We start from the raw sequence: 16,358 nt of genomic DNA, 5'->3' as shown, positions 1-16,358 counted from the left end.
CTGTCGGTTTTTGGGTCGGCCCATGCGGTCGTCCCGTCTGGCACCCTGCCGGTCACAGGTGGACCGGCAGGGTGCGCCGCGAACAGTCGGCCGGACAGCCGGGGGACCCCCGGCGCGGATCAGGCGGCGCGCTCGATGACGAAATCGATGTCCATCACATGCTTGCCGTCCTCGACCGTTTCGGCGATGACGAAATCGTCCGTCAGCTTGCCCTCGCAGCAATCGTCGCCGACCCACTCGCCGCCCTCGAAATAGGCCTGGGTGGTCAGGTCCTTGTAGCCGTCCTTGCGGATTTTGTAGTGCACATGGGCGGGGCGCCAGGAATGGCGGCCCATGGCCTCCAACAGCGCGCCGGTGGGGCCGTTATTCTTGATCTGATAGGGCACGGGCACCGTGCTTTCCACACTGTAGGCGCCGCCCGCACCGCTGAGCAGCTTGCCCCGGTAATAGTCCACCGGGATATTGTCGTGGAAGCCGCTGTATTTGCCGTCCGGCGTGGACGACCAGACGAAAATCGTCGCCCCCTCGACCGGGTTGCCGTCGGTGTCCTTGACATGGCCGCGCAGGACCAGCGGCGTGCCGCCGAACTCGGGCATGGTCTTGATCTTGTCGGTCACCAGCGGCACGTCGCTGCGGAAATAGGGCCCCTCCAGATCGGAGGGCGAGCCCTGGGCCTGCCGGTTCTGGATTTCGACGATCGTCGTGTTGAGAAACAAATCCATCAACAGCGGCAGCTCCTTCGCCTCCGCCACATCCATCATGAATTTGAACCCTTTGCGATATTCCTCGAAGGTGACGTCATGCTCCCTCAGGGCATTGCGCACGCCTTCCACGATTGAGCTTACCACGGCGTCAAGACGGTTGGTCATCCGATCCTCCCCATAAACAGCGACGGCCCGGCCGCCGGCTGAAAACCTCTCCGATTACGGGCAAAATCCTATGCAGGGAAAATGATACCGTCTAATACTTTTTAAGAGGGTCCGTGATATCGGAACCGTATCACGTAGACCGGGCGGTCAGGGCCCGCGCCGGGACGGACACGCGCCGCCGCCGCGCCCGCGTGCGCGTACCGGGCCGTTTGAGCGGCAAAGCCGGACCGTTTCAGCGGCAAAGCCGGGCCGTCCGAGTGGCAAAGCCAGACCGTTTGAACGGCAAAGCCAGGCCGTGTCAGCGGCAAAAAAGACAAGGATAACAACCGCCAGACCGACAGGCGGCGCAAACGGCGGGGTCGACACGCGCGGCGCCCGCCCGGCTTTTGCCGCCGTCCGCTGGCCGCCTGCCAGAAGTACGCCAAAAACCCGCCAAAAACTCGCCAAAAACTCGCCAGAAGCCTTTCAGGCGCGCGTCAGCCGCCCGTCAAACGCCCGCCAGAAGCACGCCAAACGCCCATCAGCCATCAGCGCCCGCCTGGGCATAATCGCGGCGGAAATCGCGGATGGTGGCGCGAATCGCCTTTAAAAGCGGCGAGGTATCGGCCTTTCTGTAGATGCAGTTGACCGGGCATTCCATGGCCAGCGCCCTGAGCGGCAGGAAGCGCACGCCCGACCAGGCGAAATCGGCCACCGTGCCCGGCACGATGGTCGCCCCGGCGCCGATCGCCGTGTGCGTCAGGGCCGAGCGCACATCCTCCGACACCGCGCCGATGGTCGGCTCGACCCCTTCGCGTTTGAGGATGGCGACCACCTCGTCGGCGAAATTGGGCCGCCCGCTTTTCGGGAACAGCACCAGCGGCATGGTCTTGAAAATGGCCAGCGGATCGTCGCTGACCGCGCCGGAGACGAAATCGGCCGGCACCGCGACCGACAGGCCCTCGGTGATGATCTGTTCCACCGCGATGCCCGGCTCCGGCGCATAATAGCGGCCGAAGCCGATATGGATCTGCCCCGCCTTCAAGGCGGCGATCTGCTCGCTCTTGGACAGGCGGTGCAGCGCCACCTCCACATCCGGCGCGGCCTTGCGGAAGGCCTGCAACAGGCGCGGCATCACCCGGTAAATGGGCGAGCCGAAATAGCCCACCTCCAGCGTGCCCAGCTCGCCGCGCTGGGCGGCGCGGCAGCGTTCGGCCGTGCGGGCCACCTGGGCCAGCACCTGGCGCGCCCCGTCAAGGAACACGGCGCCCGCCGGCGTCAGCTCCGCCCCCTTGGAGGTGCGCTTCAACAGGGTGACGCCCAACTCCTCCTCCAGCTTGCGCACCTGCCGGGTGATCGGCGGCTGCGATACGTTCAGGCGGTCGGCGGCCATGCCGAAATTGCCTTCTTCCGCCACGGCGACAAAATATCTGAACTGCCGCAATTCCATGACCCTGCCCCTTCCTTTTGGCGTCCCGCCCGTTTACCGGGCCTTATGCCATACAATCATAGTCATTTCACAATTGTCCACAATACCAAATCGGTATCCACAAAGGCCCGAGATGGTATTTTACTTAAGCCCGCCCGCCTCGGTACCTTGAGCATGTCACGGACGCGCAAGGTCGGCTTGGAAACAGCCAGTCTGGAAACAGACGGCCTGGAAACGGTCGGCCCCGGTAAACAGCCGGCACGGGAGGTCGGGCTGACCCCGCCGCACCGACGGACACAAGCCGGAAGGCCGGCAAACCAACGACAAGGGCCGGTCAACCGTCCCGGGGGAAACAGAAAGGGTATCCCGATGAGCCAGATCAGGGTCAGATCGCTGGAGGCCGTCATCGTCGACCTGCCGATGCGGCGGCTGCAACGCTTTGCCGCCATCGGGGCCCGCGACCAGAGCATCGTCCTCATCCGTATCCTGACCGAAGACGGCATCGAGGGCATCGGCGAGGCGGTGACGCCCTCCGGTCCGTGGTGGGGCGGCGAAAGCGTCGAGTCCATCAAGCTGATGATCGACCGCTATATCGCGCCCCACGTGGTCGGCGCCGATCCCTTCGCCATTACCCCGCTGATGGCCGCGATCAACCGCACGCTCTACGGCAACAGTTTCGCCAAGGCGGGCGTGGAAATGGCCCTTCTGGACATTCAGGGCAAGGCGCTGGACCTGCCGCTGTGCGACCTTTTGGGCGGGCCGCGCCGGTCCAGCCTGGCCTGTTCCTGGCCGCTCGCCACCGGCAAGGCCGAGGCCGAAATCGCCGAGGCCGAAGCCATGATCGAGGCCGGCCGGCACAATATCTTCAAGATGAAGCTGGGCGCGCTGGCGCCGGAACAGGACGTGGCGCGCGCCGGGGCGGTTGCCCGCGCGCTGGAAGGCCGGGCCAGCGTGCGCGTCGACCCCAATGAACAATGGGACGAGACCACCGCCAAATGGGCGGTGCCGCGCATGGAAGAGGCCGGCGTGGTCATGGTGGAACAGCCTATGGCGCGCTGGAATCACGAGGCCTCGGCCCGGCTGACGGCACGGACCGGCGCCGCCGTCATGATCGACGAGGGCGTCACCACGCCCGAGGACATGGTGCGGGTGGCCGCCATGCGCGCCGCCGATCTGGTGTCGCTGAAAATCATGAAATCGGCGGGCATCCTGCCGACCAAGCGCATCGCCGACATCGCCGCCGCCGGCGGGGTGTCGCTGTATATGGGCACATTTCTGGAATCGTCGATCGGCACGGCGGCGAACATGCAGCTGTGCGTGACGCTGCCGGCCCTGCCTTATGGCGGCGAACTGTGCGGCCCCGGCCTGATCGCCGAGGACATCGCGGCGCAGCCCGCCATATACAGTGACTTCGCGCTGCACCTGCCGGACGGTCCCGGTATCGCCGCCACCCTTGACGAAGACCGTTTCCGCGCCTTTCGCCGCGACCGCGACTATACGGTGCACAGCGTGCCCGGACAGCCGGAACCGTCCGGGCAAACGGGCCCATCCGACCAGCCAGATATCCCCGATCAGACAGACATCCCCGATCAGGCAGGCATCCCCGATCAGACAGGCACCGCCGGCTAGCCTAAGCCGGCGCCGGGGCCGGACGACAGCCCCGCCCCAAAAGCGATCCCCCCGCAACAGGCCGGCAAGAAGCCACGCGGCCAAAACACGGTCCCCCGGAAACGCGTTCAACACGGGGCGTGATCGGCCACAGGCACCGCGATCAGAGACAGCCCCCCCCCGCAACGGCCATTGGAAAATACGAGAGAAAATATGGGGACAGTATCCTGTTTTTTCCAGCTCCGAATTTTCCGACAACCCTTTGTTTAAAAAGATTTATCGTCTGCTTTGACGCTCTGGAAAAACCATATACTGTCCCTGTATTTTATCAGGTCGATTGGAAGGCTAACCAAGGTTACACAGAGCAGACAGGCATTATCTAAACAAGCACGATCATCGAGCTCTCTTGCCTCATAATGTGCTCAAAAGAGAGCATTATGGGGATATATCCGCTATTAAGTGAGTTGGTGAACCAGTGGATTGAACTAAATTGGACATTCTAGACTTGAAGAGCGAGCTTGAAGAAAATCATGCTTATAATGAAACACCGATCTAATTAATCTGGGTCATAGATCGATATCTATCTCATATACGAGAGCAAAATAAATAATAAACTCTAAATTAAAATATAAAGAATTTTATGTTTTTTCGATTATTGTAGCAGATCGGCACTGGGCACGCTTATAGCAGAGAATGTCAAAAATTTTTTTATTGAAGTACAGTGAAATCGAAAACATGTTGCAATAACTCGGATATATTATGGTGGAATTACTGCCGTCTTTCGGATGACTCAAACCTTTATAAAATAAGCAAAATCAAAAATTTCGACAGATGATGACATTTATAATAGAGAGTTATTATAACGCAAACAAAGGTGAGTATAAATATTGACGGATCACGTAACGAGAGCAAAACGTAGAGCAATAATGCAAGCCGTTAGATCTAAAAACACTGGTCCTGAGCTAATAGTGCGTCGCGCTGCACATGGGCTAGGACTAAGGTTCCGGCTTCATCGCAAAGATCTTCCAGGCACCCCTGATTTGGTATTTCCGAAGCGACGTACAGTAATCTTTGTTCATGGCTGTTATTGGCATCGTCATAAAGGTTGCTCAAAAGCAACTATGCCCAAAACGAATGTAGAATTCTGGCGCGATAAGTTTGAGAGGAACGTAGCCCGTGATGAGCAGATTACCAAAGCACTTGAGGCTGCAGGATGGCGAGTCGCAGTAATATGGCAATGCCAAGCAAAAACAATTGATAAAGCGCGTTTGCACCTTCAGAAGATTTTTTCAAATTCAAACTATATTTAGGTTTCAGATCACTTCAGCAACAATGAATTTACAGAAAAAGTAAATAATTTTTCCTATTTTGTAAGTAATTCATCATACATAATGATCAACTTCTGTTATTTCTGCATTATCAATAGCAAAACATCATATATGTTGAAATTATTTAGATAATTTTAGAGTCCTTACAATGCGTGCCGACTGGAAAGTTAAGGCTAAGACCCTGCCAAAAGAAGCGCTTGCTTGCCACGATATCAACAATGTGGAGCTGGCTGAACGCTTGGAGGACATTGACATTAACGAAACCCCTCAAAATCTTGCAAGAGGCACATTCAGTGCTGCATTCCTACTGAAGGCACTGGAAGCTATCGAGTGCAAGCAATTGCAATTTTGATACCTTCAATCAGCTTAATCGTAAAAGTTTTGCCTCTTCGATCGAAAAAGACCATCACCAACTGACAATTTGATATTTCTATTTTAGCGAGATTCGTTAGAATCTCCTTAACTCTTAATGGCTTGAGGCGTGCGTTATGTCGAGTGGACCTACTGTGGTGGACCTATATTGCGGTGCAGGCGGCTTCGGACTAGGTGCAGAACTCGCGGGCTTTCATAGTCTGGCTGCGATCGACATCGACGAAACGCTGCAATCTGCGTATCGTTTGAATTTCCCAAATACACATGCAATCCAGGCCGATGTAGGTCAGCTAACGCAATCCGCATGGCGCTTCCTCTTAAAAGATCGACGCCCAGACGGTGTCATTGGCGGCCCCCCATGTCAGGGTTTTAGCCGAATTGGCAAAAGAGATAATGAAGACCCTCGAAATACACTAATTTCCAAATTTTTCGAACAGGTTGGGTACTTAGATCCGAAATTCTTTATCATGGAAAATGTGGAAGGTCTACTAGATGAACGAACCGTAGACATCCTGTATTCATCGCTAGAGCCAATTGCCCGCCGATATACTGTACTAGACCCAATGATCATTAAAGCGTCGGATTATGGAGCGCCAACGACTAGAACGCGCGTAGTTGTTGTCGGGTACCGACCAGATGAGCTAGATACTTTAACTATTGGGGATTTTGCGCCGCCAAAATCATGCCGGAAAGTTAAGGCTGGTCAAGCAATTGAAGACCTATCAAGTCCGATTGCAATCTCGCCGTATCAGCAGCAATTTGTGTGGGGTGGCTATCGCAGCGATAAGAGTTTTCGATTATCACAATACGCAAAAAGAATGCGCCGCTCCCCAAAAAAAGGGCTGGGATGGGCTACAGCGTTGAAACAGCTCGCAAACGGCCTTGTTAGTGGATTTTCTGATACGTCACATTCTGAGGCCGTCGCTCAACGATTTCAAGCTACAAGCCCCGGTACGACAGAGAAGGTCAGCCGATATCCCAAACTTCATCCTTTAGAATTCTGCCCTACTCTCAGGGCGGGTACAGGGAGTGACAAAGGTAGCTTCCAAGCAATGCGTCCAATTCACTATAGAGCCCCTCGTGTAATAACGGTACGCGAAGCGGCGCGTCTGCAGGGTTTCCCTGATTGGTTCGTTTTTCACCCGGCGAAATGGCATAGTTTCAGGATGATTGGAAATAGCGTTTCCCCAATTGTCTCACAAAAAATTCTGAAAGTAATAAACCAGAAATTTTCTTTGAAAAAAGCGGCATAGTGGCCATAGTTCCCTCAAAGATTGATTGGCGATCAGAGGGGGCCATGGCTGAATTATACCCAGATACTGAACCGACCAAAGCAGGCGTAGTAAAAAGCTTTACACGCGACAGCTCAGTCCAAGCCTGCATCTTCGACTTAATCGATAACGCTATCGATGCATGGCATACTGGGAGATTAGCTGACCCAGATGCCACAAAGAGCGAGCATGGAGTACTAACTGATTTTAGCGGGCTTGAAATTGAAGTCATAATCAATGCTCGCATGGTTTCCGTCGCCGACAATGGACCTGGAATGACATCAGCAACTATTGAAGAGGGAGCACTAAAGTTCGGCGCGCCTTCCGTAAAGTCGAGTGGTATTGGCCTATTCGGTGTCGGCTTGAATCGAACGATTTTCAAAATTGGAGGAGTAGGTCTTGTAGATTCACGGACCTTAGGTGAAGAGTGTCTTGTAGAACTCGATGTAGCCAAATACGTCGAAGATCAAGACCATTGGACAATTTCCGCTACGTCACATAAATACGATGGCCCAACTGGTACACGTGTGGAGATAACCCAACCCAATGAACACGCCATCCGATTCTTAAGCAGAAAAAGCAAAGTTGATCGTTTGGCAGAGGTCGCCGCCGAGGTTTATGCATACTTCCTTGATCGTGGTCTTTTATTATCGATCAATGGTGATGTATTGACTGCTAAATTCATACATGTTCGCGCAGATTCGCCATTTCCGAAAATTGAGGATAGTGACACGCTGACGAACGGTGCAAAAATACTCATTAAGGCTGGCCAGCATTCTGATCACAGATTTTCAGCGGAACCCAAGAAAAAAGGCCACAGCAATAAAGGCTTAACTCGTGAATACGGGTGGAGCGTTTATTGCAACGACCGCGCTATCGCGCTTAGAAATAAGGAAGAAAAAACTGGTTGGGATCATGTATGGCACAATGAGTACAATGGTTTTGTGGGCTCAGTATTCTTTTATTCAGAGGACACAGAAGAATTACCATTTAATACTAGCAAAACAGATCTAGTATTAACACACGAAACTTATGAGATTGCTCTTGATATGATGCAAGACGCGGTACGAAAGTGGGTGAGTTTTGCGAACATTGCAGACAGTTACCGGCGTGAGGGTAAAACTCTCGAAAATAAAACTGTTACTGATGATATTTTGGCCAAAGAGCGACGTAACCAGCAGCAAAAACAATTCGAAAAGCCAGAAAAACCTAAAAGGCCTCCAAAAGACTGGATGGTATTGCCCCCTGATATCGACGTATCAAGATGCCAACCCAAGCTAAGAACACTTGTTTTCGAAGCGCAAACAACCCCTATAAACAAAAAACGCTATACTTCTCTTGCGCTAATGCGCATGCTTTTTGAAATTGCCGCGCAAGACTACTTGATTGAAATTAAGCAGCTTAAGGTCCTAAAGAAGGCGATTATTGCTGCTCGTAACAAAGACCGCATCGCTGCCGGGCGTCCCAAGATGACACCCCAAGAAAGGAGAGAGCTTGAACCAAAACTATCAGACATTTTGGGATACCTGCTAAAGACACGTGGTATTTTTGGGGAAAATATCGGAACCCACTTAGATCGATCCGTTCAGGACTTTGCTGGGCATAAAGGACGTATGGATTCTGCAATCCACAATCCCCGACACAAGATTGGTGTGCCAAATGTGGAAGAGATTCGAGACGAAATACTTCCTATCCTTAAGCACCTAATCGAACGGCCCGACGACGTTGACTTGGATGAGAGCGACGCTGATGAGCGATAGCAATAGACTTACACACTAAGTTTTATTACAGGATTAAGGGTAAGTGTAACAGAACAGACCCAGCGTGGATAGAAGCCAATCGGCGCGAAGGAATCGGAAGTCAACATAGTTTCGACTGCGGAAATTGCGGACCTACAGGCTAAACAAACTGCACGATAAGGAAAAATACCATAAGGTATGGTCTTCCGTGCTGTGTTCGCCTGAAAATCCAAATCATCAACTTTCAGTTGTCATATTCCCGCACCGGCCCTTTCCGCACACGCGGCGGGACCGCCGTCAGTAGCGGTAGCTGAGCTGGATCGCCAGTTCGCGCGGCGGGTTGGGGGTGACGAACTGGCTGGGTCCGGCCTCCAGCCCCCAGGCCAGTACATATTCCTCGGTCAAATTCTTGCCGATCAGGGAGATGACGAAGCGTTCATCCGGCGACACGAAGCGGGCGCTGGCGTTGAACAGAAAATAATCGTCCTGGCGCAACGTCTCGAAATAGGCCAGTTCGGTATAATAGTCGCTGGAATAATTGGCGTCGCCGCGTGTGTTCAAACTCCACCCGCCAAGGATGGGGCCGGTGCTGTATTCGACGAACAGCGTGCCCTTGTATTCGGGCGCGAAGATCAGGGGAATGCCCTCGAAATTGCACAGGCCGTCCTCGATAAAGCCGCCGACCTCGGGGCAGACGGCGGCAGCCCCCGGGAAATCCTCATACGTCGCGTCGGTATAGGCGAAGCTGCCGCCGATGGTCCAGCCGTCCTCCAGCGACAGGACGGCGTCAAACTCCAGCCCCTGGCTGACCGCCTCGGCCGCGTTCTGCACCTCGAACGTCACGGTCGGCCCCGGCAGGGCACGCGCGACCTGAAGGTCCTCCAGCTCCATGCGGAAAAACGCCAGATTGGCCTGCAGGCGCCCGTCGAGGAAGGTGCCCTTGACGCCCAGTTCATAGGATGTGTTGATTTCCTCGTCGAAATCCTGGTCCTCCTGCGGGCGGTCGCTGAAGCCGCCGGTCTTGTGCCCTTGCGACACGGTGGCGAACAGCATCAGGTCGTCGGTCGCCTCGAACCGCAGGGTCAGGGACGGGGTGAAGCGGTCCTCGTCGCGGGTCGCGGTGAAGTCCAGCTCTTCCGTGCCCGGCAGGATCGGGTCCACATTGGGATCGCCGTTATAGGCGACCGTGCGGCTGAAAAAGCCGAAATCCTTTTCCTCATAGGACCAGCGGCCGCCGATGATGGCGGACCAGCGCTCGGCGAAACGCCAGCGCGCCTGGCCGAACACGGCGATGGTCTCGGTGTCCTGCGACCAGTCCTCGTTCAGCGTGTTGGCCGGCGGCCCGCCGCCGAGAAAGGCGGGCACATTGGTGTCGTCATTCTGCAGGCGCACGAGGCTGCTGTTTTCGTAAAAAGCGCCGACGATATAGTCGAACGTGTCGAACTCTTCCGAGGTGAAGCGCAGTTCCTGCGTCCAGCCCTCGAAATCCTCGTCCCGGGTGGCGCGGAAGGCGCCGCCGGCCACGCCGCCGTCAATGGCGACGAAGCGGTGCACATAGTCATAGGCCTGAAAGGCGGTGATGGACCGCAATTCGCCCACGCCCTCGAACTGATGGGCGATGTTCAGGGTCAGGTTCAGGCTGTCCTGGTCGCGGTCGGGGCAGAAGGTGGTGCCCTCGATTTCAGCGGTACAGTCGATATGGCTGACCCAGTCCTGGTCAAAGGTGAAATCGGGCACGAACTGCTGGAACACCGCCTCCGGCGGGCCGGCGACCACCTCGGACGGGGTCTGGCCGTCCTCGGTATAGGTCATGTATTCCGCCTTGACATCGACGGTGGTGAAGTCGGACGCGTCCCAGCGCAGCTTGACGCGTCCGCCGAAATCCTCGCGCGTGCCGCCGTCGGGGCCCGGCGCGCGGTTTTCCACATAGCCGTCGCGGTCCTTGTAGATAAAGGCGGCGCGGGCGCTGAGGTTGTCGCTCAACGGCCCGGAGACAAAGCCCTCAAAGCCGAGAATGCCGCCGGTGGTGCTGAAATCGCTGTAGCTGGCGGTGATGCCGGCGTCAAAGTCCCGCGTCGGGTTGCCGGTGTTGATGATCATGGCGCCGGCCAGCGTGTTCTTGCCGAACAGTGTGCCCTGCGGCCCGCGCAGCACCTCGACATTGGCCACATCCATCAGGGGGTGCAGATTGATCACCGCGCGGCCGATATAGACATCGTCGATAAAGCGGCCGACCGACTGTTCGATGGAATGGGTGGTGCCGGAGCCGATACCGCGCACATAGAGATTGGGCAGGATGCTGGCATCCGACAGTTCGAAATTGGGGATATAGCGCGACAGTTCCGCCAGATCGATGACGCCGGTGGCGCGGATGGTGTCGGCGCTGATGCTGGACACCGAGACCGGCACGTCCTGAATGCTTTCCACCCGCCGCGTGGCGCTGACGGTGATCTGTTCGATCACATAGTCGTCGCCGCTTTGCGCATCCGCCTGATTACCAGCCTGCCCGTCTGTTTGCGCCTGGACCGACGGCGCCGCCGCCGCAAGGGCGACCGCCAGAGCAATGCTGGAAATGCCAGAGATACCGGAGATACCAGAGACACCGGGCGCCCGCGATTCCGCCGGGTGCAATCCACCTGCCCGAAATTCGCCTGCCCGAAATCCACCTGCCTGCAAACCGATTGGGCGCGAGACGGCCCGCTGTGTGCTGTATGTGTTCACGCTTCCCTCCCCTCGCGGCATGTCCCCCCGGCCGCCGGACGACCGGTACGGGCGATCCGTAACGGTGTGGGCGGTGACGGGGCGGCCCCTCAGCCTGCTCGTGCCGCAGTACAGAAGGCTATGGATTCGCATTAATACCGTCTAATACCTTTTTCAAGGCTCTTTCATACGGATCAGGTATTACCAATCAGGCATGCGTCGATGCAGGCCCGATTGGGCGGGCCCGTTGCTGAAATCGTGCCTGAAATCGTGCCTGGAGTTAGGGAGCGGCGGTGAGCGCCGTGGCACATGGGGTGAAAACCCCTGCGTCATACGGGGGGCTATACGCGGGGCTATACGGGGGGGCCATATGGGGGCCATACCGGGACCGCAGGGGGGCTTTCGCCATGGGATTCCATGCATCATAATGGGCGGCGATACCCGGCATCAATACCGGAACGGTATCGCAAATACCGCAAAAGGTATTGGCGCCGCAATGGCACCGCGCATTAGCATGGCCAATATCGACTGGAATTGACCAGAGTTGACCCGTGTTGACCAAAGTTGACCAATGCTTGAGACGGCACGGCGGCCCAAACCGGGGGTCGGGGCCGCACCGCGTGCGCGGCCAAAAATCGCACCGCGTGCGAGGGACCAGAACCGCGCCGCGAGAGGGGACCAAAAATCGCATCGTGTGCGAAAGGGACCAAAAATCGCACCGCGTGCGAAAGGGACCAAAAATCGCACCGCGTGCGAAAGGGAAATGAGGGAAAGTGACCATGTCCGAAAAAACGTCCAAGGCACACGCCGCGCCGGCCGGCAGTGATACGCCCGTAACGGAAACAGACGTGCTGATCGTCGGCACCGGCCCGTCCGGCGGCGCCTGTGCCCTGGCGCTGGCCACCCATGGCGTGCGCTGCATGGTCATCAACAAATACGGCTGGACGGCCCGCACCCCGCGCGCCCACATCACCAACCAGCGCACGCTGGAGGTTCTGCGCGACCTCGGCATCGCCGATCAGGCCCTGAAACTGGCCGTGCCCAATGACTATATGGGCGAAAACACCTATTGCACCAGCCTGGCGGGCAAGGAACTGGGCCGTCTGCGCGCCTGGGGCACCCAGCCGCACCGGCTGTCGGACTATGCCACCGCCAGCCCCGAGACCATTTGCGACCTGCCGCAGAACCTGCTGGAACCCATCCTGACGGGCGAGGCCGCGCATCGCGGCGCCTCCGTACGGTTCAACACCGAATATCTGTCCTTCACCCAGGACGCGGACGGCGTCACCGTGCGTCTGCGCGACCGGCTGACGGGCGCCGTCTACAGCGTGCGGGCGAAATATCTGGTCGGCGCCGACGGCGCCAATTCCAGGGTGGTCGACGATGCCGGCCTGCCGCTGGAAGGGCGGATGGGGGTGTCCGGCTCGATGAACATCGTCTTCGACGCCGACCTGTCCAAATATGTCGCCCACCGCCCCAGCGTCCTGTACTGGGTCATCCAGCCGGGCTCCAGCGTCGGGGGTCTTGGCATCGGCGTGGTGCGCATGGTGCGGCCGTGGACGCGCTGGCTCGCCATCTGGGGATACGATATCGAGACCGGCCCGCCGGAACTGACCGACGCCATGGCCACCGACATCGTCCACAAGCTGATCGGCGATGACAGTATCGACATATCCATCGACAGCACCTCGACCTGGACGGTGAACGACATGTATGCCACCCGGCTGTCGAACGGGCGGGTTTTCTGCTCGGGCGACGCGGTGCACCGCCATCCGCCCACCAACGGCCTGGGCTCCAACGTGTCGATCCAGGACGCGTACAATCTGGCCTGGAAACTGGCGCTGGTGCTGAAGGGCAAGGCCGACCCGTCCCTGCTCGACACCTATGACGCCGAGCGCGCGCCGGTGGCCGCCCAGACGGTCAAGCGCGCCAACAAAAGCCTGGGCAGTTTCCCGCCGATCCTGCAGGCGCTGGGCCTGCTCGATACCCAGGACCCGGACCAGATGAAACGCAACATGGACGCGCTGGAAGAACCCACGGCCGAGGCCGCCGCCCGCCGCACGGCTCTGCGCGACGCCATTGACGCCTCCGACTATGTCTATAACTGCCACGGGGTCGAGATGAACCAGCGCTACGCCTCCACCGCCGTCATCGCCGACGGGTCCCACGACCCCGGCTTCGCCCGCGACGCCGAACTGTATCAGCAGTCCAGCAGCCGCCCCGGCGCCCGCCTGCCCCATGGCTGGGTGGCACGGGACGGCCGGCGGGTGTCGCTGCTGCATCTGTGCGGCGGCGGCCGCTTCACCCTGTTGACCGGCACCGGCGGCGACGCCTGGGTTGAGGCCGCCAAGGCCGCGACGCAAAAGCATGGCGTGCCCATCGACGTGCATGTCATCGGCCCCGGCCAGCGGATCGAGGATCCGCACGGCGATTTCGCCCGCGTGCGCGAAATTTCGGAAACCGGCGCCCTGCTCGTCCGCCCCGACGTCTATGTCGCCTGGCGGGCGAACGCGGTCAGCGACAGCGCCGCCGCCGACCTGACGGCGGCCATGGGACACATTCTCGGACACGAACAGGCCGCCACCGGCACGCAAAAGGCCGATACGCAAAACACAACTGGCCCCGCCGCCCCCCGGCCGGCGGCCGAGCCCAGCCGCGAAGCCGCCACCGCCTGAGGCGCATCGGCCCCAACACAGGGGCCCCCGCGATTCCCGATGGGCGGCACCGGCCGCCAAAACAGTGTGGGCCGGGCGGGCCGGGTGGGCAGCCCGGCCCGCCAGATATCCCCCACCCCGCCCGGCGTACCGGACCAGGCCAGTGCGCCAGACCAGGCCAGTACGCCAGACCAGGCCAGTACGCCGGGCGGGTCTCCGGTAAAAAAGGGGTCATGCCGGTGGGCGTTCATCAAAAGGGATTAATATGGGGACAGTATACGGTTTTCCGTGCCAGGAAATTGCCCCTCAAGCCATTGCTTTCAATGGTATTTTCAGAACGAAGCCGCGCGGAAAAAACAGGATACTGTCCCCATATTAATCCGGTCGCCTCCGGATCGGGGTGCGCCCTCAGCCCGCGCCGTCCGCCGGCGGGCTTGGCCGCGACAGGATAAAGGCCGCCACCAGCCCCAGCGCCACCAGCTGTATGGCGAACACCGTCAGCGGCACCCCCATGATCAGCGACAGGGCGGCGACGATGACGATGGAAACCATCGACACCACCTTGGCCGGCCGGCGGATCGCCCCGTGGGCGCGCCAGTCGGCGATCAGCGGGCCGAACACCCGGTGCGCCAGCAGCCAGTCATGCAGGCGCGGCGACGAGCGGGCAAAGGCGAACGCCGCCAGCAGTATGAAGGGCGTCGTCGGCACCAGCGGCAGGACGACGCCGGCCATGCCCGCGCCCAGCGCCATCAGGCCGAGGAGAAACCACACCGGCCGCGCCGGCGAAAAGGGGGGTCTGCCGCTCATACCCGTGACATAGCACGATGGATCGCCGCGTCCGCAGCGATTTCACCCATACCCACCCCAGACATTGCATCAGGCATTGCAAAAGGGCGCTGCCCGCCAAAACGACACCGCCGGGAAATCAAGGCCCCGCATACCCCGAACAGTCCGAACAGTCGGGCCTGAAGGCGGTCATGAAAGGCCCCGCCACCCGTCAGGGCACGGCGACCGCGCGCGGCCGGCCCGGCGGGCGCGGGCGCAAGGGGCGGTGGAACCGTGCCTCCAGCGCGGTGACAAAGGCGTCGGAGCCCAGCGGCCGCCCCGTGCTCATATGGGTTTCCAGCCGGCGGGAGACCGCCGCGTCCATGGGCCCGCGCAGAAAGGCCGGCCAGTCGCCGATGCGCTCCAGCAGCGGCGCCACCCGCACGATGCCGTCATCCTTGCCGTCCAGATGCGCCCGCGCCGACGACCAGCCCCAATGATCGGCCCGGCGCACCATGCCCGCCGTCACCGGGGCCAGCGCCACATGGCGCGCCGCGTGCGGCAGATAATCACCGTCCATGACAAAGCTGCGAAAGCGCTGCTGCCACAAATGGCCGCGCCAGCCCTCGCGCTCATTGATAAGGCGGGTGTAGCGGCGATGCGCTTCGCCGAGCGCGGCGCGCAGGCCGTCGGGATGCGCCGGCACCAGGATCAGATGCACCTGATTGGGCATCAGGCAATAGGACCAGATCTCCGTCCCGGCCCGCCCGGCCCAGAAGGTCAGCTGGGTCAGATAATCGGCATAATCCTGCTCGGAAAAAAACACCTTCTGCCAGCGGTTGCCCCGCTGGGTGACATAATGCGGGTGCCCCGGCACCACCAGTCGCGCCAACCTTGCCATGACACAATCCTAGCAGGAAAACCATATACTGTCCCCGATTAAATTCGGGGTGGGCCCAAGAGCAGACGTCGGAGCAGACGTCGGAGCAGGCGTCAGGATGCGCAAAGGGCCGGGCACAAGGGCAGGCACAGAGTTGCGCGCGATCCCCAAGCTGTCGGCAAATCCCAGGGGGGTTCGCGCAGGCCGCAACACCGCGCCCAGCCTGCCGTGCGGCCGCGACCACCGGGCACCGCCCGCACAAACCGGTCGCCCTGACACCGGGTTCGCGCTACACTCGATATTTCCCGTTCTTTGACAATGTCTTATAAAACCACAGTCGCCCCCACACGGGGGCGTGGATTGAAACAATCGGAACGTGAACGGCATAGCTGCCGAGAACGGGTCGCCCCCACACGGGGGCGTGGATTGAAACATAGATTTGGCATTTTTGCCCCCTGTTAGTTGCCGTCGCCCCCACACGGGGGCGTGGATTGAAACAGATTGACGCAGCACCTTTGCCGCTCAAAACCTTGTCGCCCCCACACGGGGGCGTGGATTGAAACATCCAGTCCACGGACCCGGCTGTCTTTGTCGATGCGCGCGTCGCCCCCACACGGGGGCGTGGATTGAAACACCAAGACGCAGAAAGTCGAGAAATGCGGCAACGTCGCCCCCACACGGGGGCGTGGATTGAAACTTGATTATCTCCACAGCTTGGGCGTTCTGAATCTGGTCGCCCCCACACGGGGGCGTGGATTGAAACT

Annotated in this window: 11 protein-coding genes and 1 CRISPR repeat array (1 of these 12 running past the window's edge); of the genes, 6 read left to right on the top strand and 5 right to left on the bottom strand. The window is 59.0% G+C overall.

All coding sequences use genetic code 11. The annotated features are described in order from the left end of the window. Positions 1-119: 119 nt before the first annotated feature. Together BXY39_RS10885 and BXY39_RS10875 are read right to left on the bottom strand one after the other, a co-directional pair. Positions 120-869, bottom strand: a complete 750-nt coding sequence (locus BXY39_RS10885) for a dioxygenase family protein (protein ID WP_121938853.1) — start codon at positions 867-869, stop codon at positions 120-122. 520 nt (positions 870-1,389) lie between these two features. After that, positions 1,390-2,298, bottom strand: coding sequence for a LysR substrate-binding domain-containing protein (locus tag BXY39_RS10875; protein WP_121938851.1), 909 nt, complete (start codon positions 2,296-2,298; stop codon positions 1,390-1,392). Between the two features lie 348 nt (positions 2,299-2,646). On the opposite strand from BXY39_RS10875, the gene BXY39_RS10870 reads away from it, so the two are divergent. The 5 genes from BXY39_RS10870 (at position 2,647) to BXY39_RS10850 (ending at position 8,616) form a co-directional block, all read left to right on the top strand. Further along, entirely contained in the window at positions 2,647-3,906 is a 1,260-nt protein-coding gene (locus BXY39_RS10870; protein WP_121939010.1) for a muconate/chloromuconate family cycloisomerase, read from the top strand. Positions 3,907-4,772: 866 nt separating this feature from the next. Then, positions 4,773-5,195 carry a very short patch repair endonuclease gene (locus BXY39_RS10865; protein WP_121938850.1) on the top strand — a complete coding sequence of 141 codons (423 nt, stop codon included), beginning with the start codon at positions 4,773-4,775 and terminating at the stop codon, positions 5,193-5,195. Positions 5,196-5,361: 166 nt separating this feature from the next. After that, positions 5,362-5,565 (top strand): DUF6471 domain-containing protein, encoded by a 204-nt coding sequence (locus BXY39_RS10860; RefSeq protein ID WP_121938849.1) that lies wholly within the window; start codon positions 5,362-5,364, stop codon positions 5,563-5,565. A 136-nt stretch (positions 5,566-5,701) separates the two neighbouring features. After that, positions 5,702-6,838: a DNA cytosine methyltransferase gene (locus BXY39_RS10855; RefSeq protein ID WP_121938848.1), complete on the top strand. Its 1,137-nt coding sequence runs from the start codon at positions 5,702-5,704 to the stop codon at positions 6,836-6,838. Between the two features lie 44 nt (positions 6,839-6,882). Continuing rightward, the gene (locus BXY39_RS10850; RefSeq protein WP_147453546.1) at positions 6,883-8,616 is read left to right on the top strand and encodes an ATP-binding protein; all 1,734 of its coding nucleotides are present in this window, start codon (positions 6,883-6,885) and stop codon (positions 8,614-8,616) included. A gap of 276 nt (positions 8,617-8,892) precedes the next feature. Here the strand turns inward: BXY39_RS10850 and BXY39_RS10845 are convergent, their stop codons facing one another. Beyond that, entirely contained in the window at positions 8,893-11,316 is a 2,424-nt protein-coding gene (locus tag BXY39_RS10845) for a TonB-dependent receptor (protein ID WP_170163770.1), read from the bottom strand. Positions 11,317-12,074: 758 nt separating this feature from the next. On the opposite strand from BXY39_RS10845, the gene BXY39_RS10840 reads away from it, so the two are divergent. After that, the gene (locus tag BXY39_RS10840) at positions 12,075-13,970 is read left to right on the top strand and encodes an FAD-dependent oxidoreductase (protein WP_121938845.1); all 1,896 of its coding nucleotides are present in this window, start codon (positions 12,075-12,077) and stop codon (positions 13,968-13,970) included. A gap of 387 nt (positions 13,971-14,357) precedes the next feature. On the opposite strand, the gene BXY39_RS10835 is transcribed toward BXY39_RS10840, so the two are convergent. Further along, entirely contained in the window at positions 14,358-14,756 is a 399-nt protein-coding gene (locus BXY39_RS10835; protein ID WP_121938844.1) for a YbaN family protein, read from the bottom strand. Between the two features lie 190 nt (positions 14,757-14,946). Further along, the gene (locus BXY39_RS10830; RefSeq protein ID WP_121938843.1) at positions 14,947-15,615 is read right to left on the bottom strand and encodes a transposase; all 669 of its coding nucleotides are present in this window, start codon (positions 15,613-15,615) and stop codon (positions 14,947-14,949) included. A gap of 315 nt (positions 15,616-15,930) precedes the next feature. Continuing rightward, a CRISPR array of direct repeats spans positions 15,931-16,358; the repeat unit is 31 nt; unit sequence GTCGCCCCCACACGGGGGCGTGGATTGAAAC; it runs 1,247 nt beyond the window's last position.

Origin of the sequence: Eilatimonas milleporae (genome assembly GCF_003688555.1) — a bacterium.
Taxonomy (GTDB): domain Bacteria; phylum Pseudomonadota; class Alphaproteobacteria; order Sphingomonadales; family Kordiimonadaceae; genus Eilatimonas; species Eilatimonas milleporae.
Note: the sequence above shows the minus strand (reverse complement) of the source record. Positions and strands in the feature narration are given on the sequence as shown.